This window comes from Galactobacter caseinivorans, from assembly GCF_003640665.1.
Taxonomy (GTDB): domain Bacteria; phylum Actinomycetota; class Actinomycetes; order Actinomycetales; family Micrococcaceae; genus Galactobacter; species Galactobacter caseinivorans.
This window is the reverse complement of sequence record NZ_QQXL01000004.1, coordinates 91,071-109,139: the sequence shown is the minus strand read 5'-3', so window position 1 is coordinate 109,139 and position 18,069 is coordinate 91,071. Positions and strand designations below refer to the sequence as shown.

At 69.6% G+C, this 18,069-nt stretch carries 14 protein-coding genes; 8 read left to right on the top strand and 6 right to left on the bottom strand.

The window, feature by feature from the left end; translation table 11 throughout:
* Positions 1-109 precede the first annotated feature (109 nt).
* Positions 110-1,405 carry a M18 family aminopeptidase gene (locus tag DWQ67_RS07705; protein WP_121485021.1) on the bottom strand — a complete coding sequence of 432 codons (1,296 nt, stop codon included), beginning with the start codon at positions 1,403-1,405 and terminating at the stop codon, positions 110-112.
* Positions 1,406-1,631: 226 nt separating this feature from the next.
* Between DWQ67_RS07705 and uriH the strand changes: the two genes are divergently transcribed.
* Positions 1,632-2,582 (top strand): uridine-preferring nucleoside hydrolase UriH, encoded by a 951-nt coding sequence (gene uriH, locus DWQ67_RS07700; protein WP_121485020.1) that lies wholly within the window; start codon positions 1,632-1,634, stop codon positions 2,580-2,582.
* A gap of 16 nt (positions 2,583-2,598) precedes the next feature.
* Here uriH and DWQ67_RS07695 read toward each other — a convergent pair whose 3' ends face one another.
* The 5 genes from DWQ67_RS07695 to DWQ67_RS07675 form a co-directional block, all read right to left on the bottom strand.
* Positions 2,599-3,378, bottom strand: coding sequence for a response regulator (locus tag DWQ67_RS07695; RefSeq protein ID WP_121485019.1), 780 nt, complete (start codon positions 3,376-3,378; stop codon positions 2,599-2,601).
* Positions 3,375-4,712, bottom strand: a complete 1,338-nt coding sequence (locus DWQ67_RS07690) for a sensor histidine kinase (RefSeq protein WP_121485018.1) — start codon at positions 4,710-4,712, stop codon at positions 3,375-3,377. The genes DWQ67_RS07695 and DWQ67_RS07690 overlap by 4 nt, the downstream gene beginning before the upstream one ends.
* A complete protein-coding gene (locus DWQ67_RS07685; RefSeq protein WP_121485017.1) occupies positions 4,709-5,602 on the bottom strand; it encodes a hypothetical protein in 894 nt (297 codons plus the stop codon). The genes DWQ67_RS07690 and DWQ67_RS07685 overlap by 4 nt, the downstream gene beginning before the upstream one ends.
* Positions 5,599-6,768 (bottom strand): ABC transporter ATP-binding protein, encoded by a 1,170-nt coding sequence (locus DWQ67_RS07680; RefSeq protein ID WP_121485016.1) that lies wholly within the window; start codon positions 6,766-6,768, stop codon positions 5,599-5,601. Before DWQ67_RS07680 ends, DWQ67_RS07685 begins: the two co-directional genes overlap by 4 nt.
* A gap of 122 nt (positions 6,769-6,890) precedes the next feature.
* Positions 6,891-8,597 carry a glycosyltransferase family 87 protein gene (locus DWQ67_RS07675; protein ID WP_121485015.1) on the bottom strand — a complete coding sequence of 569 codons (1,707 nt, stop codon included), beginning with the start codon at positions 8,595-8,597 and terminating at the stop codon, positions 6,891-6,893.
* Between the two features lie 373 nt (positions 8,598-8,970).
* Here DWQ67_RS07675 and DWQ67_RS07670 point away from each other — a divergent pair, with 373 nt between their 5' ends.
* The 7 genes from DWQ67_RS07670 (at position 8,971) to DWQ67_RS07640 (ending at position 17,925) form a co-directional block, all read left to right on the top strand.
* On the top strand, positions 8,971-10,281 hold the full coding sequence (locus DWQ67_RS07670; protein WP_121485014.1) for an acylneuraminate cytidylyltransferase: 1,311 nt from the start codon (positions 8,971-8,973) through the stop codon (positions 10,279-10,281).
* Between the two features lie 25 nt (positions 10,282-10,306).
* Positions 10,307-11,206 (top strand): N-acetylneuraminate synthase family protein, encoded by a 900-nt coding sequence (locus tag DWQ67_RS07665; RefSeq protein WP_121485013.1) that lies wholly within the window; start codon positions 10,307-10,309, stop codon positions 11,204-11,206.
* A gap of 263 nt (positions 11,207-11,469) precedes the next feature.
* Entirely contained in the window at positions 11,470-12,465 is a 996-nt protein-coding gene (locus DWQ67_RS07660) for a glycosyltransferase family 2 protein (protein WP_121485012.1), read from the top strand.
* Positions 12,462-13,937, top strand: coding sequence for a polysialyltransferase family glycosyltransferase (locus DWQ67_RS07655; RefSeq protein WP_121485011.1), 1,476 nt, complete (start codon positions 12,462-12,464; stop codon positions 13,935-13,937). Before DWQ67_RS07660 ends, DWQ67_RS07655 begins: the two co-directional genes overlap by 4 nt.
* A 3-nt stretch (positions 13,938-13,940) precedes the next feature.
* Complete coding sequence (locus tag DWQ67_RS07650) at positions 13,941-15,332, top strand: hypothetical protein (protein ID WP_121485010.1); 1,392 nt, start codon at positions 13,941-13,943, stop codon at positions 15,330-15,332.
* 74 nt (positions 15,333-15,406) lie between these two features.
* On the top strand, positions 15,407-16,429 hold the full coding sequence (locus tag DWQ67_RS07645) for a hypothetical protein (protein WP_199712644.1): 1,023 nt from the start codon (positions 15,407-15,409) through the stop codon (positions 16,427-16,429).
* Positions 16,426-17,925, top strand: coding sequence for a DUF6716 putative glycosyltransferase (locus DWQ67_RS07640; RefSeq protein ID WP_121485009.1), 1,500 nt, complete (start codon positions 16,426-16,428; stop codon positions 17,923-17,925). The genes DWQ67_RS07645 and DWQ67_RS07640 overlap by 4 nt, the downstream gene beginning before the upstream one ends.
* The last annotated feature ends 144 nt before the right edge of the window (positions 17,926-18,069 follow it).

The following is an 18,069-nucleotide window of genomic DNA, read 5'->3' as shown; positions in this document are numbered from 1 at the left end:
AGTGTCACTCCGCCGCTGCGGCGTCGTACGAGGTGGCGTTTGTCGCACGGGGTGGCAACCCGGCCCCACGCAGCCCCGCGCCCGTAAGAACTCGAGCCAAAAACCCCGCCTAGCCCTCCAGGAACACCCCAGCCACCTGGGAGAGCGCGTGCAGATCCGCGACGCCGGCCAGCTCGCGCGCGGAGTGCATGGAGAGCATCGGGATGCCCACGTCCACGGTGCGCAGGCCAAGGCGCGTGGCCGTCAGCGGCCCGATCGTTGAGCCGCACGGCACGTCATTGTTGGAGACGAACTCCTGCTGCGCCACCCCGGCCCGCTCGCACCAGGCCACCCATGCCGCGGCGCCGATCGCGTCCGTGGCGTAGCGCTGGTTGGCGTTGATCTTCAGGATGGGCCCGGATCCCAGCACCGGCTTGACCACCGGATCATGCTTGCCCGCGTAGTTGGGGTGCACCGAGTGGCCCACATCCGAGGAGAGGCACCAGGAGCTGGCGTAGGCGCGGCGGCGTTCCTCCGGGCCGGCGCCCAACGAGGCGTAGATGCGCTCCAGCACATCCTCCAGGAACGGGCCGCACGCGCCGGAGCGCGAGTTGGAGCCCAGCTCCTCATGATCAAAGGCGGCCAGGACGGCGATGGGGCCGTTGGAATCCCCAGCAATCCGCTCCCCGGCCGCTTCAAGAGCCACCACTCCGGCGTGCACGCTGGCCAGGTCATCCAGGCGCCCGGAGGCAAAGAACGCGTCCTCGGCGCCAAACACCGCGCCGCGGGCGGAGTCTGCCACCACCAAATCGAAGCCGCGGATGTCCGCCGCCTCCACCCCAGCACACCCGGCGACCTGCCCCAGCAGATCGGCCGAGGCCGGATCCCCCAGGCCCCACACGGGCTGGGTCTGGGCCTGCTTATCCAACGCCAGGCCGTCGTTGACCCCACGGTCCAGGTGGATGGCCAGTTGCGGCAACCGCAGCAGCGGTCCGGTCGCGGCCAGCACCACGGAGCCGTCTGCCATGGCCAGGCGACCGGCCAGGCGCAGCTCGCGATCGAGCCACGAGTTCAGCAGCGGCCCGCCATAAACCTCCACCCCCGCCTGCAGCCAGCCGAACGCGCCCGTGGTCGGCTTGGGCTTGAGCTTAAAACCGGGCGAATCAGTGTGCGCACCAAAGACATTCACGGCCCGCGTGGCCCCGGCGCCGGCCGGAACCGCCCAGCCGATCACCGCACCATCACGCACCACCACGTACCGCCCACCCGGCTGAGCCGGCCACGCGTCCGCCTCTTCCAGCCGGGTGAAGCCGGCCTCCTGAAGACGCCGCGCCACTTCCTCCGCCGCGTGATAGCTGGAGGGAGAGGCCTCGACAAAGTCGGCCAGGTCCTCGGCGTGGGTCAGGGCTGCCGGGGTGACGGGCATGGGGGGTGGCCTTCCGGGAGGGGGTGGGTTGTCCGCGCCCCAGCCTAGTCCGGGAGCCGTTTTGATGCCCGACGCCGCGTGGTCACGTGGGCGCCCCGCGCCCGGTCCCGCGCGGTCCCGCGCGTTGCCGCGCAGAGCCAACCGCGCGTCGTCGGGCACAGGTGCTACCTTCGGTAGGCCCCAGCGCACCGCGCCCAGCCGCGCCCACCACCGAGCAGGAGACCCCATGCCAAGCAAGATCATCCTCGATTGCGACCCCGGCCATGACGACGCGGTCGCGATGCTTCTGGCGTGGGGCAATCCCGAGATCGATCTGCTCGCCGTGACCACCGTGGCCGGGAATCAGACGCTGGAGAAGGTCACGCACAACGCACTCTCCGTGGCCTGTGTGGCAGGGGTGACCGGCATCCCCTTCGCCGCCGGGTCGGAGCGGCCGCTGCTGCGGCAGGTGGAGGTCGCGGCGGAGGTGCACGGCGAGTCCGGGCTGGACGGCCCGGTGCTGCCGGAGCCCAACATCGTCCTGGATGAACGCCACGCGGTGGACCTCATCATCGACACCGTCATGGCGCACGAGCCCGGCACCGTCACCCTGGTCCCCACGGGTGCGCTCACCAACATCGCGCTGGCCGTGCGCAAGGAGCCCCGCCTCCTTGAGCGCGTCAAGGAGGTGGTGCTGATGGGTGGCGGTCTCCACGAGGGCAATTGGTCCCCCGTGGCGGAGTTCAACATCGCCATTGATCCGGAGGCCGCGCAGATCGTTTTCACCGCCGGGTGGAAGGTGGTGATGGTGGGCCTGGACGTGACGCACCGCGCCCTGGCCACGGACGCCGTGCGCCAGCGCGTGCGCGCCATTGGCACCAGCCCGGCCCGCTTTGTGGATGAGCTCATGGACTTCTTTGCCAAGGCGTACGAGCACAACCAGGGCTTTGACGCCCCGCCCGTGCACGACCCGTGCGCCGTGGCCCACGTCATTGACCCCACCGTGGTGCGCGCCACGCAGATGCCCCTTCAGGTGGAGACGAAGGGGCTGCTCACCACGGGCATGACCGTCGCCGATCGGCGCGCCCCCGCCCCAGCGGACTGCCCCACGTGGGCCGCCACGGACATCGATCCGGATCGTTTCTGGGACCTGGTGATCGACGCCCTTGAGCGGATCGGCGAGCCGAAAGCGGACTGAGTGTGGGCGGGCGCGGCTAGGCGGGCGCGCCGGGGATGACGATGCCGTATTCGTAGGCAAAGACCACGGCCTGCACCCGGTCGCGCAGCCCCAGCTTGGCCAGCACGCGGCGCACATGCGTCTTCACGGTGGCCTCGGAGACAAAAAACTCCGAGGAGATCTCCTGGTTTGATTTGCCTGCGGCCATGGCGCCAAGGATCTCGCGTTCGCGGGGCGTCAGCTCGGCGATGGCGTTGATGATGTGGGCGGGAATGGCCGCCATGCCCGACGTCGTGGGGGCGCCACCCTGCCCCGCCCCACCCTGGCCCGCTTCACCCTGCCCCGCCTTACCCTGGCCCGCCGCCTCACCCGGGCGCGCGGCGCCAGGGCGCACGAAGGCCTCCAGCAGGCGCTGGGTGACGCGAGGCGCCACGACCGCGTCACCACTGGCGACGTGGCGCACGGCGCGCACCAGCTCATCCGCCCCCACGTCCTTCAGCAGGAACGCGCTGGCGCCGGCGGTGAGGCCGTTGAAGGCGTACTCGTCTAGATCAAAGGTGGTCAGGATGATGATCTTGGTTTCCGGGCGGGATTCCACGATGCGGCGGGTGGCCTCGATCCCATCCATGACGGGCATGCGCACGTCCATCAGCACCACATCCGGCGTGCACCGTTGCACCATCTCCAGGGCCTGTGCGCCGTCTGAGGCCTCTCCCACCACATCCAAGTCATCCTCGGCGTCCAGGATCAGCCCAAAACCGGTGCGCAGCAGGGGCTGATCATCCACCAGCCCCACGCGAATGTTGTGGGTGCTCATGCGCTTTCCACCTCTCGTGACTCTGTCTTGGGGGCCGGAAGCCACGCTTCCACTCCCCATCCTCCGTCCTCCAACGGTCCGGCGGTGACGGAGCCCCCAAAGAGGGTGGCGCGCTCCACCATGCCACTGAGGCCAATTCCGCTCCCTTGAGAGCGGGGTTGGCGCCCGGCTTGGCGTCCGTCGTCGCGCACGCGCACGTGCACTCCCCCGGTGTCCGCGCGGATCCAGACCAGCACCCGTGTGGGTTCCTTGGCGTAACGCAGCGCGTTGGTGAGGGACTCCTGGATGATCCGCACCAAGGTCAGGCGCAGCGCGGGGTCCTCTGGCAGCTCTCCTGCGCTGTCGATCTGCACCGGCAGGCCGGTGGCGCTGAAACTATCCAGCATCTCGTCGAGTTCCGCCCTGTCCCCCGCTGGGGCCAGCGGCGCGTCCTCACCCGTGCGCAGCAAGCCCAGGCTGCGGCGCAGGTCGTTGAGGGCGCGGCGTCCGGTCTTAGACACGTCCCCCATCACCTCCGCGGCGCGCTCCGGATTCTTAGGAGAAACCCGGCGGGCGCCGTCTGAGAGGGCGATCATGACAGAGAGCGAATGCGCCACGATGTCGTGCATCTCCCCGGCAATCCGGTTTCGCTCGCGGCCGCGGGCCAGCTCCTGAGCCCGGCGGGCCCAGCTTTGCAGCTCCGCCTCATGCAACTGAGCGTTGCGCATGGAGGACCCGAGCACAATCGCGAGCAGGTTTCCCACCGCGTTGGTGCCAAGAAAGAAGCCCAGCAGCACAAAGGCCGTGCCAGGTGCCTCGTAGCCGCGCGGGTCAAATTTGCTGACCCAGTAGACAATGCCAGCGGCCTCAACGGCGCTGACCAGGAGCCCGATTGCATAGGTACGCGAGACGGAATATTGACGGGCCACCGCATACAACGCGAACCAAATGCCGATCCCGGAACTGCTCACGCGGACCCCGGCAAAGAGCGAGGTCACCTCCGCCACCGCCACCACGGCCAACACCACCAGCGGCAGTCGGCGGCGGAAGAACAGCGCCGCAAGCACCACCAGCGACGGGATCACGTACCACCAGGTCACGTCCCCGGCGATCAGCGCCAGCGGAACGAAGCAGAGCACCGCGTAGGCAACACACACGATGCCGTCCATGAGCCGCGGGTGGGCCCTGACGTAACGTCGCACCGGACCGCGGTGCCGATCCGCCAACGTCCGCCACACGTCGTCGCCCTCTGGGACGCCGTGCAAGGCGTCCCACCCACTGGACGGCGGAACGGCCGCCCACGGCTGGGCGGCCGGAGCCGTTCCCTGCGTGGACGGCCGTTCCACAGGCGTCACCGGACGGCGCGCTTCTTCACGGCCCATGCGCCGAGCAGCATGGGCACCAGGCCCCAGAAGGCAACCGTGACCCAGGCATCCCACGGCTCAATGGTCGTCATGGAGCCCATCATGGAGGCCTGCTCCTCGGGAACGGGGCGCAGGCTGTCCAGGCTCGCGGTCGGCATGTGGAGGCTGAACCACTTCAGGACATCGTTATCGATGCCGAAGCTCACGCCCTGCAGGATGGAGGTGATCACGTAGACAAAGATCACCACGGTGACGATGGCCCCGGGCACGCTCTTCATGAGGGCGCCAGCGCCAAGACCCATCCAGGTCAGCACCACGACGTACAGCCCGGAGAGGGCCGCGTTGGAGACCAGGACGCCGCCGCCCAGATCCGAGTCAATCCCCTGCATTCCCGCCATGAGGAGGGTCACCAGGCTCGCCAGGATGTGCATCACGAAACCGCCGATGAAGCCGGTCACGCCCAGGATGAGCGCCTTGGCCGCAACCACGGGAAGGCGGCGGGGTACGGCGGAGAAGGTGCTGACGGCCGAGTGCGTTCCGTACTCGCCCGCCAAGGAGATGACGGCCACCGTGGCCCACAGCAGGCCAGCGATCTGCAGACCGACCGCGGCCATCTGGGACACCATGGCCGGGCTGAACTCCAACCCGACACCGGCCTGTGCGGCCTCCTCCGCGGACCCGGCGTCCGCGGCGACACTGGCGAGGATGGCCGTGAAGCCGGCGGTGAGCGCCAGCATCACGAACACGGCCACGGCGCCCAAAATCCAGGTGGCCCGGACGGAGAAGAGCTTGCGCCACTCCGAGCGCAGCACGCCCCCAAAGCTCACGTTGTACTTATGTGCGGCCGGGGCCGCCGAGTTCTGCATGGTCGCGGTGCTCATCGGCCCTCTCCTTGCTGGTTCTCTGCGCCGGGCTCAGCTGCTCTGCGCCCCTGCGGTGCGGGGGGCTGCGCCCACTGCTGCTGCGGGTTCTGCTGGGCTTGGTGCTGCGGGTTCTGCTGGAACTGCTGCTGCGGGGCTCCGGAAGGGACCGCCTGCGGCTGTCCCTGGTATTGGCCCTGCGGCTGTCCCTGGTACTGGCCCTGCGGGGGCATCCCCTGCGGCGGGCCAACCTGCTTGCCGTTCAAATCCGGCCCACCCAGGCCCTGGCCGGAGCGGTACTGGACCTCATTGGCGGTCATGCGCAGGTACGCCTCCTCCAGGGAGGGACGCACGGGCACCAGTTCCTCCAGCGCCACGCCCAACTCCAGGGCGCTGCGGCCCACGAGCGCGGGCTTGGTTCCGCGGATCTGCAGGCGGCGCTCGTCGATCCGGCGCACGTCCGCACCGGAGCGGGCCAGCGACTCGCCCAGGCGGCCAGCGTCGTCTGCCACGACACGCACGTGCTCATCTCCCACGTGATCAATGAACTCATCCACCGTGGCGTCCGCCAGCACGTGGCCGCGGCCGATAACCACAATGCGGTCGGCGGTCTGCGCCATCTCTGACATGAGGTGGGAGGAGATCAGGACCGTGCGGCCCTCCGAGGCCAAGTTGCGGCACAGGTGACGCACCCAGGTGACGCCCTCAGGGTCAAGGCCGTTGACCGGCTCGTCAAAGACCAGCACCTGCGGATCGCCCAGCAAAGCTGAGGCAATGCCGAGACGCTGCCCCATGCCAAGCGAGAAGCCGCCGGAGCGCTTGTCCGCCACGCCGCTGAGGCCGGTCAACGCCAGCACCTCGTCCACGCGGGAGGACGGAATGCCGTGCGTATCAGCCAGCGCCAGCAGCGACTGGCGGGCCTTGCGGGCCGGGTTGAGGGAGCGCGCGTCCAGCAGGGCGCCCACGGTGGTCAGTGGCGAGGAGTGCTCCTGGATGGGCTTGCCCATCACGGTGGCGTGGCCGCTGCTCGCGTTTTCCAGGCCCATCAGGATGCGCATGGTGGTGGATTTGCCGGCGCCGTTGGGGCCAAGGAATCCGGTGACAATGCCTGGCCTCACGGTGAATGACACGTCGTTGACGGCGGTCACTCCTCCGTAAGACTTGGTGAGGTGTGAGATTTCGATCATGGCTCCACGCTAAACGGCGCGCGCCCCCCGCGTCACCGCCCCCAAGGATGACATCAAGACGGAACGTCCCCCGGCGCCTCCGCCGATCGGATGAGGCGCGACCGGCAGCCTCGCGGCGCGGGTCAGTCCTGCGGCGTCTCTTTGGACTCCGACGCCTCGGCATCAGGCCTCAATGCCCGACGACCGCTGGGTCGCGGCGCGTGCCCAGCGGCGCGTTCCGGCGCGGAGACCTCAGAGCCCGGGTGGTCAGGATGAGAGGGCTCCGGTGCGGGACGATCGGGAGTCGAGTCTCCCGCGGCCGAGTCGGCTGCGGCCGGGGCACCCGAGGTGACCAAAGCGGCGTCGGGCACAGGCCCTGAAACCGCCGTCCGCCCGGCGTCCCGCGCCGTCCGGGCGGAACCCATGCCGCCCTGGTAGGCGTCGCGGCCGGCAAAGAGGCCGCCGAGCGGGTCGTCCATGCCGACGCGTCGAACGGGATCTGTGTGCGGATAAATAATGCTGCGCACCACCAGGGCCATGATCCAAGTCAGCGCGACCATGTGAGCCAGCACCAGGGCCACAAAAATCCATTCAGGGAAGCGGCCCTTGGCGTTCTCGTCGCCGGAATTCATATAAAGGAAGAACCAGATGGCCGCGAAGTGCGCCACCTCAAAGAGCTGCCACGTCAGCAGGGCACGCCAGCGTGGATACGCCAGGGCCGCAAGCGGAATGAGCCAGAGGATGAACTGCGGAGAATAGACTTTGCCCACCAACACAAACGCGGCCACGATCAGGAACACCAGCGAGGCCACGCGGGGCGGACGCGGCGCCCACACGCCCAGGGCAAGGACGCCGACGCACGCCGCAGCAAAGAGGCCAAAGCCCAGCACCGTGATCATGCCGGGGGTGGTGTGAAGGCTCGGAATCACCTTCCCCACCGAGAGGTCCCAGGCCTGCCACACCGAGGAATTGCCGGCCCCGCGGGACTGACTGAAGGTGTAGAACGCGGCCCACCTGGCAGGGGCGGCCAGAGCAAAGGGCAGATTCACCGCTACCCAGGCAATCACCGCCCCGCCCGTGACCGCAAAGAACGGTTTCCACACGCCGGTGCGGATGGCCAGGACCAGGAAGGCGCCCAACGCCAGCACCGGGTAGAGCTTGGTCGCAGCCCCCAGGCCAATGAGCACACCGGCCAACCATGGATGGCCACGACCAAAGGCGAGCAGGCCAAGGGCCAGGAACGCCACGGCCCACATGTCCCAATTGACCGTCGCCGCCATGAGGATGGCGGGGCTCGCGGCCACCAGCGCCGCATCCCACACGCGGCGACCGGAGCTCTTGGCCACCGCGATGACCACCACGGCCCAGAGCAGCACGACAAGGAAGGCGTTGATGTCGAAGTAGAACAACAACTGCGCACCGCTGCCAAGGTCCCGCGGGACCAGCGCCGCCGTGAGGGAGGCCACCGCGGACATCAGCGCGGGATACTCAAAGGGCTCCGCGGCGTTTGCGGTGAAGGGCGCCCACGGATTCTCGGCAAAACCACGCGCGCCGTAGAGGGCCGTCCAATCGGAATAGCACATGCCCGTATAGGTGGATTGCGAGCCCCACCCGGTCTGGCGGCACACATCCTTGGAGAGCACGGCCAGGATGCCAAAGATAAAGACGATGACCAGGAGCACACGCTCCACCCGCCAGAAGCCCGGCTTGATCACGCCCGGCTCGGTGCGCCGCCCCAGCGGGCCGCCAATGCCCTCCACAAGGGAACGAAGAAACGGGTCATTCCGACTGGGCACCGTGATGCGCAGGGGACCGCGCCGGTAGTGCCGGTCTCGCTCGGGGGTGGGCATGGGGTCAGCCTACTTTGACGCCCCACTCAAGCCCGCCCGACGCCACACGCCCCGCCACATCGGGCTCCGCACGCGCCCCCACTTTCGGCCGCGCCGGCGCCCCGCCCCGCCCCGCCCGTGACCATGCCCCCGCCCATGCCCCCGTCCATGCTTTGCGCCTCAATGTGTGCGGATGCAGGGCAAAGCGGGACTGCATCCGCACACATTGAGGCGCTAACCTCCATGGGCAGCACGCCCGAGCCAGCGCCCCACCCACCTTCTCCGCAGCCCACGCCCAGGCTCCTTTCAGGGTTACGCGAAGTGTTCAGCCTCTTCACCTTGCGTTCACCGGGCCTAGGTTGGCGCGTTACGTGCGGTCCCTAGGTTCAATGGTGTGAGCCAGAACGAGCAACAGCACAGCACCAACCGCGTCGCCGTGGTCATCCCAGCCCGCGGCGGCTCCAAAGGCGTGCCGCTAAAGAACCTGCGCCCTGTGGCCGGACGGTCACTCATCTCCCGAGCCGTGGATGCCGCCAAGGCCGCCACGCTCGTCACCGACGTTTTTGTGAGCACGGACCACTCCGGCATTGCCCGCGAGGCGGCCGCAGCCGGTGCCCGCATTGTGGAGCGCCCCGAGGAACTCTCCGGGGACGCAGCCTCCAGCGAGTCCGCGGTGCTCCACACCCTGGACACGTTGGCCGCCAATGGCGAACCCACCCCCACGGTGACGGTGCTGCTGCAGTGCACCTCTCCCTTCATTGACCCAGCAGACCTGGACGAGGCTGTGCGCCGCGTGCTGCTTGGCCAGGCGGACGTGAGCTTCGCGGCCATCGAGGACCACGGCTTCTTGTGGACCAAGGACAGCGAGGACACGGTGCAGGCCGTGGGCCACGAGGCTTCCTCGCGTCCACGCCGCCAGGATCGCGCCCCGCAGTACCGCGAGACCGGCGCCTTCTACGCCATGCGTACCGAGGGCCTGCGCGCCAACCGCCACCGCTTCTTTGGCGAGCTGGACATCATGCTGGTGCCGGGCTGGACCGCCCCGGAGATTGACACGCTTGAGGACCTGCAGGCCGTCTCCGAGTTGGCCTCCCGCAAGGCGCGCACCCCGCTCTCCGGCCTCGCCGCCGGGCCGGCGCTGGATGTGGACGCGCTCATCACCGACTTTGACGGCGTCCACACCGACGACGCCGCCTTCCTTGACCAGAACGGCACGGAATCCGTGCGTGTGCACCGCGGCGATGGCATGGGCGTCTCACGCCTCACCGCCGCCGGAGTGCCCCTTCTGATCCTCTCCACGGAGACGAACCCCGTGGTGAGCGCGCGAGCCAACAAGCTCCGCGTGCCCGTGTTGCAGGGAGTGGCCGACAAGGCCGGCGCCCTCTCGGCCTGGATGGCTGAGCACGGACTGGACCCGCGACGCGTGGCCTACCTGGGCAACGACGTCAACGACCTGCCAGCCCTCCGGCTGGTGGGGTGGCCCCTGGCCGTGGCTGACGCCCGGCCCGAGGTTCTGGCCGCAGCAAGGCTCACGCTGACCGCCTCTGGCGGACACGGGGCCGTCCGTGAGGCGTGCGAACGCGTCCTGGCCGGTCGCGCAGCGGCCGAGCAGGCGGCGTCGGACGCTTTGCTTCCCTCCGTATTTGGTGTCGCCGACCCGGCGAACGCCCCGACCGCTTCCGCAGTCGCATCCGCGACCGTGTGAGACCCCCACGAAAGGCACCACCGCGATGACCACCATCGATTCCTCCCGCGCCACCGCCCCCGTTCAGATCGGTGACTTCCAGGTCGGCCCGGACCAGGACGTCTATGTGATCGGCGAGATCGGCATCAACCACAACGGCAGCATCGAGACTGCGAAGCAGCTCATCGATGTGGCCGCTGAGGCCGGCGCCAACGCCGTCAAGTTCCAGAAGCGCACGCCGGAGATCTCCACGCCGAAGGACATGCGTGACAAGATCCGCTCCACCCCGTGGGGCGACATGACCTACCTTGACTACCGCTACCGCGTCGAGTTCGACGAGGCCCAGTACAAGGATCTGCTCTCCTACTCGGCCGAGCGCGGCCTGCACGCCTTCGCTTCCCCGTGGGACGTGCCCTCCGTGGAGTTCATGGAGAACCTGGGCGCCGTGACCCACAAGGTTGCCTCTGCCTCCGTCACCGACCTGGAGCTGCTGCGCGCGCTGGCCGAGACCGGCAAGCCGATCATCCTCTCCACCGGCATGAGCACCATTGAGCAGATCGACACGGCTGTGGAGACCCTGGGCACCAACAACCTGGTCATCATGCACGCCACCTCCACCTACCCGCTGCCCGCGGAGGAGGCCAACCTGCGCATGATCGAGACGCTGCGCGATCGCTACCAGGTGCCGGTGGGCTACTCCGGCCACGAGCGCGGTCTGCAGATCTCCCTCGCCGCCGTGGCGCTTGGCGCCGTGACGGTGGAGCGCCACATCACCCTGGATCGCACCATGTGGGGCTCGGATCAGGCCGCTTCGCTGGAGCCCAAGGGCTTCGAGGCGCTCATCCGCGACATCCGCATCCTGCAGGAAGCCCTGGGCGACGGCGTGAAGCGCGTCTTCCCGGGCGAGCTCGCCCCGCTCTCGCGCCTGCGTCGCGTCGACGCCTGAGCGCTTGGCAGCTAGGTACCTGGCACCAGTTGGCTTGGGACCGGAGTACCCCTGATCGCTAGCGCGATCTGCACGCGGCGCCCGTTGGTTCTTCGGAACCGGCGGGCGCCGCGCTTTCTGCGCAGAAAACTGGCGCGGTTTGCCCTGCGTTCACTTTGGCGTGACCCTGACGACGTGTCGCGCCGATAGTTTTTTCTCAGACCCAGTCAGATATATCCCCCTGGGGGGTTCACCTCCCCCATCCCCCCATTGAAAGGACCAGCGTGAGTAGCGGCCCGCTGATCAGCATCGTCCTCCCGGCCAAGGATCAGGCACCGTTCATTGACGACGCCCTGGTTTCCCTTCGCCAGCAGTTTCAGGACCCCACTGCCCTGCAAGTCATTGTGGTGGATGACGGGTCAAGTGATGGCACGGGAGAGCTAGCCGCCGCCCACGCCCGCTTCCTGCCGCACCTGAGCGTGCTCCGCAATGAGACGCCGACCGGCCTGGCGAGCGCCCGCAACCAGGGCCTGGCACACGCAACCGCGGACGTGCTTGGCTTCATGGACGGCGACGATTGGCTGGCTCGCGGCCACCTGCAGCAGTGCCTCAGCGAGCTGCGCCGCCTCGACGTGGACTTTGTGCGCACCGACCATGTGCAGGTCAAGGGCGGGCACCGCGTGCTGGTCCGCGCACCGCAGGCCCGGCGCAGCGTGGTCCTTGACCCGCGAGAGTCCATCCTCCCGGAGCACACCTCCACCATGGTGGACTACCCCTTTGCCTGGGCCGGGCTGTTCCAGCGCCGTCTGGTTGACCGGGGCCTGTTGGAGTTCCCGCCTGGGCTCTTCACCGCAGAGGATCGGCCGTGGATCTGGCGCCTCTTCCTTCAGGCCACCAGCTACGCCATGATCGAGGCGCCGGGCATCATGTATCGGCGCGGCGTCAGCACCTCCCTCACGCAGATCTACGACGAGCGTCAGTTGGACTTTGCCCGCTCCTATCTCATGGCCTTTGAGGTCCTGGAGGCGGACCCGGAGGCGGGCCGCTTTTGGCCCAAGATGGCCCGCCAGTTCCTGGCCGTAGCCGCCCATCACCGCACGCGCCGCGAGGGCATGGACGCCACCGTGAAGGAGCGTCAGACCGCACTGATCCGCAGCGTGCTTGAGCGCATCCCGCGTGCGGTGCTCGCGGCCGAGTTCAAGCGCCTTGATCACCGCCGCCGGGCCCTGCTTGGTCCCGTGCTTCCCAACGGCGTGCGCAAGGGAAAGGTGGCGGCATGATCCAGCTTGTGATGGCCTCAACTTTGTATCAGGTGGCCTCGTTGGCCGCCATGGTGGATCACGGTGCCCTGGATGGGCTCGGCATGAGTAACGAGCCGGTGGCCCGCCGCGTGTTGGTGCTGGCGGATGGCTCGCAGCGCCCGGAGGTGACCACCCCCATCCAGGACGCCGCGGGCTTTGAGGAACTGGCCTCCCGCTTTGACGCGGTGGTGGATCTGGGCGCCCTCGTGTGGCCTCGGCGCCCGCGGCAGTTCAATCCGCGCCCGGAGGAGCTGCTCATGTGGCAGCGTTTGCTGCGTTCGCACTGGAACCTGGGTACGGAGCGCGTGGAGTTGGTGCTGGAGTCCTTGCAGGTGACCCCCGCAGCGGCGCTGGCACGGGTCTTTCACGACTCTCCCATCTCCGTTCACGCGGATGGCCTCATGTCTTATGGCCCCACCCGGGACCGGCTGGCCCCCAGCATTTCGCAGCGCCTGGACGCGCTGGTGTACCTGGAGCTCATTCCTGGTCTGCGTCCGGTGTATCTGAGCGAGAACTCGGTGGCCCTTGTCCCCGTTCCGGCCCGCGCCCTTGGAGCGGTGCTTGAGCAGTTGGCCGCGCACCTTGAGCCGACCCCGGAGGTAGCCGCCCTGATGCGCGCCCCCCGTCCGGCTTCCCTGTTGTTGGGTCAGTACCTGGTTGATTTGCGGATCCTGGATCCGGAGGAGCAGCTGGAGTTGGACCGCGCCATGGTGGCGCAGGCCCGCAGCGACGGCGCGCAGGTCGTGGCGTACAAGCCGCATCCCGCCGCCGGTTTGGGCGGCGTGGCAGCCGTGGAAGAGGCGGCCCGCGAGGCCGGACTGGAGCTGATCCTGGTGCGGGATTCCGTCCCGGCGGAGGTCCTCATGTCCTGGCTGCGCCCGGTCTCGGTGCTGAGCAGCTTCTCCACGTCCCTGTTCACGGCCCGCGCCGTCTTTGATCTGCCGGCCACGGCCATCATGTCCCGCCTGGTGAGTCACCGCCTGACTCCCTTCCAGAACAGCAACCGCATTCCTGTGGTCCTCGCGGACGCGCTCCTGGGCCAAGGCGCCCAGGACCACACGCCCCAGGATCAGACAGCCGCAACGCTCGATGCCGCTCAGCTTCAGGCCCTGGTGGACTCCGTGGCCTATTGCATGCAGGCAAAGCTTCTCCCCGAGCTGCGTGAGGCCTCGGAGGAGTTCCTCACGGCGGAGCCGGCCTTGCGTGATCGTTACATCCGCCAGCGCCGCCTGCGCGCGCTTGGTTTGCCCAGCGCTCCGGGGCGTTCCACCTCCGCCGCGGCGAGCGCGCGGTTGGCGTTGGAGAAGCGGCTTGGCCCGGAGCAGACCCAGCGTGCGGTGAGCCTGGTTCGCACCCTGCAGCGGACCCCTCGCTACGCCGCCAAGACCGTGGGCCAGCGCCTCGTCAAGTGGTCTCAGGCGCCTCGACCCACCTCCTCGCGGGGGCGCTGAGCCATGTCCGTTTTGCTCCACGCCGCCTCTCCGGCCTCCGCGCTGCTCCTGAGCGCGGCGTTGAACGCCGGGCACATCGATCCCGAGCAGCGGCGCGTTCTGGCCTGGGATTCGTCCACGCCAGGCGGTGCGGCGCTGGAGCAGGGTTGGGCCGCCGGGCTGTGGGCGCACCTGGCCGGGGCGCGGGTGGACTTGGCCTTCTCCTCGCCGAAGGCCGCTATGCCCGACGCCGCGTGGCCGGCTCCCACGGGAGCGTCATCGGCCGCTGTGGGCGCGGCCAAGGAAACGGAACGGCCAGCCGCGCCCGCCAAGGCACCGTCACTGCTCGTCCTTGATCCTTCGGCTCCCACCGCGGCGAGCGCGCTGGCCGCGGCGTGGCCGCAGTCGCCCGTGCTCGCCTATGGCGACGGGCTCAGCGTGCTGTGCCCCACGCCGTCGGCCCTGGATTCAGAGGTGGGCTTGCGGGCCACCGGCCTGGTCCATAGCGAGTTGCTCCCCGGGCTGCGTCCGCTCATGTTCACGGAGAGTCGCGTGTCCCCGGAAACACTGGACCGGGCCAGCGTGCAAGCCGCGCTTGACCCGCTCCTGAAGGGCGTCAGCCTTCCCGAGCCGGCCAGCCACGCGCTGCAGGGCAAGGGCCGGGCGTGCCTGGCGGTGCTGCAGGCCCTCCCGGACCTTGGCAAGGACTCTGACGCGGAGGCGGAGCGCCTGGCCGCCCGCCTGGTCCGCGCCGCCCAGGATGGCGGAACCAGCGCGCTGTTGCTGGCGCCGGATCCGTCCGCCTCCCCGGCCCTGGTGGCCCGGACGCAGGAGTTGGCGGTGGGTGCGGGGTTGCGCGCGGCCACGCTTCCCGCGTGGTGGCCGGCCGAGCTGGCCCACGCACTGGTGGATCCGCGGCTGACGGTCGGGGTGTCCGCTCCGGCGCTGTATTCGGTGCAACGCCTCAGCGGCGCCCGCGTGCGGTCGGTGGCGACGGGCCGGCTGCTGCCGCGCCTGCGCTCGGCCGAGGACCACGCACGGATTGTGCTCGCGATTGTTGATGCGACGCTGCGCCGCGGGGTGCCCACGCCGGCAGAGGAACTCAGCCATGCGTCGTCGGGCAAGGCGGCACCGCAGCCTGCCGATCCCACCCGCCTGCAGTCCGTCCTGGACGCCGTGGCCTACTCGGTGGCGCCCAAGCTGCTGGCGCCGCTGCGTGATCACACCGCGCGCACCTTGCGCCGCGAACCCGCGCTGCGCGACGCCTATATCTCGCGTAAGCGCGTCAAGAAGTTGCACCTGCTTGACCGGGCCACGCCCAAGGTCTCTGCCCTGACTGGGGCCACCCTTACGGCGCTGATGCCGCTGGCGACCCTGGCCTCCGGCTCCTCCCCGTCCGGACGGCGGGTGCGGTGACCTTGCCCAGCACGCATTCCGGCCCCGTTTCGCGTGGAGTCCCCCGCCCGCGCCGGGGCAGCGCGGAGTTCTGGGTGGAATCCCCGCTGCAACTGCTCAGCGCAGTGGAGGCTCATACGGCGGGGCTCACCGGCGAGGACACCCTGATTCGGGTTCGCGCCGGCGTGCCCGGCCTGGAGCTGACTCGCGCGGCGTTGCAGGACTCGGCGCCTCCCGGCGTCCGCCTGGTGGAGCAGGGGGCCGGGATCACTCGCGCGTCCTCCTCCGGCCGGGATCGGTGGGGCGTGGGAGATCTGCATTCGGGCCTGGTGCAGCGCGCCATGCTTGGCCGCCTTGGCCACCGCGAGCTCATCATCATTGACGACGGGCTCGCGACCCTGACGTTGTTGCATCAGCTGGCCTCTGACACGCCGGTCCCGCTGGTCCGCGCCGCCGCGCCAGGCGGACCGCTGCGCAAGGCGCTTGGCCTTGGCCTGTGGCGCCTCACCCGGGCCAGGGCCGCGGCGGGAAAGGTGCTGGTTGTGACCGCCATGCCGCTGGATGAGGAGTTGCACCGCCGCCTCACCAAGATTGGCGTCAAGGTGGAGGGGCACCGATTTGAGTGGCTGCGCGCGCAGCCCGTCACGGAGTCCTTCCCCGAGCCCACCGTCGTGATCGGCTCCGCGCTGGCTGCGGACGGCCTCATCCGCGAGGAGCCCTATCTTGACTGGGTGGAGTCCCTCACGGAGGAGGGCCCGCTCTCCTATTTCCCTCACCGGCGAGAGGGCGGCGCCGCGTTGGAGCGTTTGGCCAGGCACCCGCGCATTACGGTGCGCCCCAACACCATCCCGGTGGAGATGCGCCTGCGCGGCTTGCTCCCTGGCCAGCGGGTGCAGGCCCTGCCCTCCACAGCCATCCCGTCCCTGCGCCTGCTCCTGGGCGGGCGCGATGTGCGCGTGCACGGCACCCGGGTGCCCGGTTCGTGGTGGACCGCGGCGGCGTCCCCAGAGCTGCGCGATCATCTTCAGTCTTCCGTGGCCAAGCCCGTCTCCCGGGTCAAGCCCTCCCCGTCTGGCGCCTCGGCGTCCGACCCTCAGTCTCCAAGGAGCGCCTCGTGACCGGCACCATCCTGGCCATCGCCGATTCGGATTCGTATCTGAAGTACGCGGTGCATTTCCTGGAGCACCTGCCCCAGTGGCGCCGGCAGGTCATGGTGGTCCGCTCCCCCGTGCAGCCCACGTCCGTGCAGACTCGCTCGGCGCTGGAGGGCACCTTCCTGCAGGGCCGCCCGCCGGCTGTGCTTCCGCTGAAGCGCCTGGAGAGTAACGCCAACCCGGCCCCGGACGTGGTGCTGGTGGCCGCGACGGGCCCCGTGGCGCGGGAGGTGCTGCTGCAGTGGTCCTCTGGCCCCAAGCGCCCCGCGCTGGTCACCGCGCTGCCGGGCATCGCCCTGCCTGCCACGCGCCGCGCGCTGGCCTTCCGCGAGCTGTGTGACCTGTTCCTGGTGCATTCGGTGGCGGAGGCGGAGGAGTTTGCGCGCCTCGGTACCGAGGCGGCGGAGGCGGCGGGGGTGTCACTGCTGATGCCCGACGACGCCGGGGCGGCTCTGGCGTTCCCCGATCCGGAGCTGCCGGGAGACGATGGCCCAGACCCCGCGGACGCCCCGGAGGTCGTCGCCCAGCTGGATGCGGCGCCGTCAGCCGGATCGATAGCAGGACCGACAACACCGCCGTCAACGAGCCCAGCAGCGACCTCGGCCGCGCGGGGCGCCCACGGCGGGGCAGCCGCCGCAACCCCTGCCGCGCCCGCCCCCTCTGCGGGCCCGTCGGATGACCTGCCCATGGAAACCGAGTTGGTGCCGCCACCCATGGCCCTGGCGCGCCTGCCCATGCTGCGCCACCAGAGCCCGCCGCCGGCCGTGACCCAGCCGCTGCATCGACTGGTCTTCGCGGCTCAGGCCAAAATGCCGTTCCTCGCCCCGGAGCGGCGCCAGGTGCTGCTCTCCCTGGCGCGGACCGCCCGGGAGCAACCCGATGTACGCGTCATCATGAAGCTGCGGGCCCACCGCGGCGAGCCGCAGACCCATCGTGAGCGCTTCCCGTACGACACGCTCTGGGATGAGCTGGTGCAGGAGGGGCTGGTCCGCGGGGACGAGCTGGTGTGGGAGGCCGGGCCTTTGGCGCCCCTGCTGACCCCGGGCACCGGGCTGGTCACCGTCTCCTCCACCGCTGCCATCGAGGCGGTGGACCGCGGCCTGCCCGTGGCGATTTTGAATGACTTTGGTGTGGACCGGAATCTGCTGAACGCGATGTTTGAGGGCTCCGGCCTGCTGACCTCGCTTGAGCAGGTGGCACAGCTACGCCTGGCGACCGCGGATCCCGAGTGGGCGCGCAGCAACTACTTCCACGACGCGGAGGCCGTGGCCACCAGCGGGTGGCCGGAGGTGGCCGCCGCCCTTGACGAGCTCGCGGAGCGGGCCAGGGCGGGGGAGCTCAGCGTGGATCCGGCGGTGGCCGCCCGCGCCAGGACGCGGGCCTGGCGCGCACGGCTGCGCACGCGACTGCCCCAGCCGGTGCTGCGCGCCTCGCAGCTGCTGCGCTCCGTCACCGGATAAGGCCACGCGGCCCCGCCGGGCCGCCAGGGGCCGGCTGTGCTCACTCAGTGCCGCCTCGGTTCCTCCTCAGGGCCCCCTTTGGGCCTCCGTGGCGCCCCCATGGCACCCCCGCGCGCCATGGCGGCGAACATCACGGCGGCCATG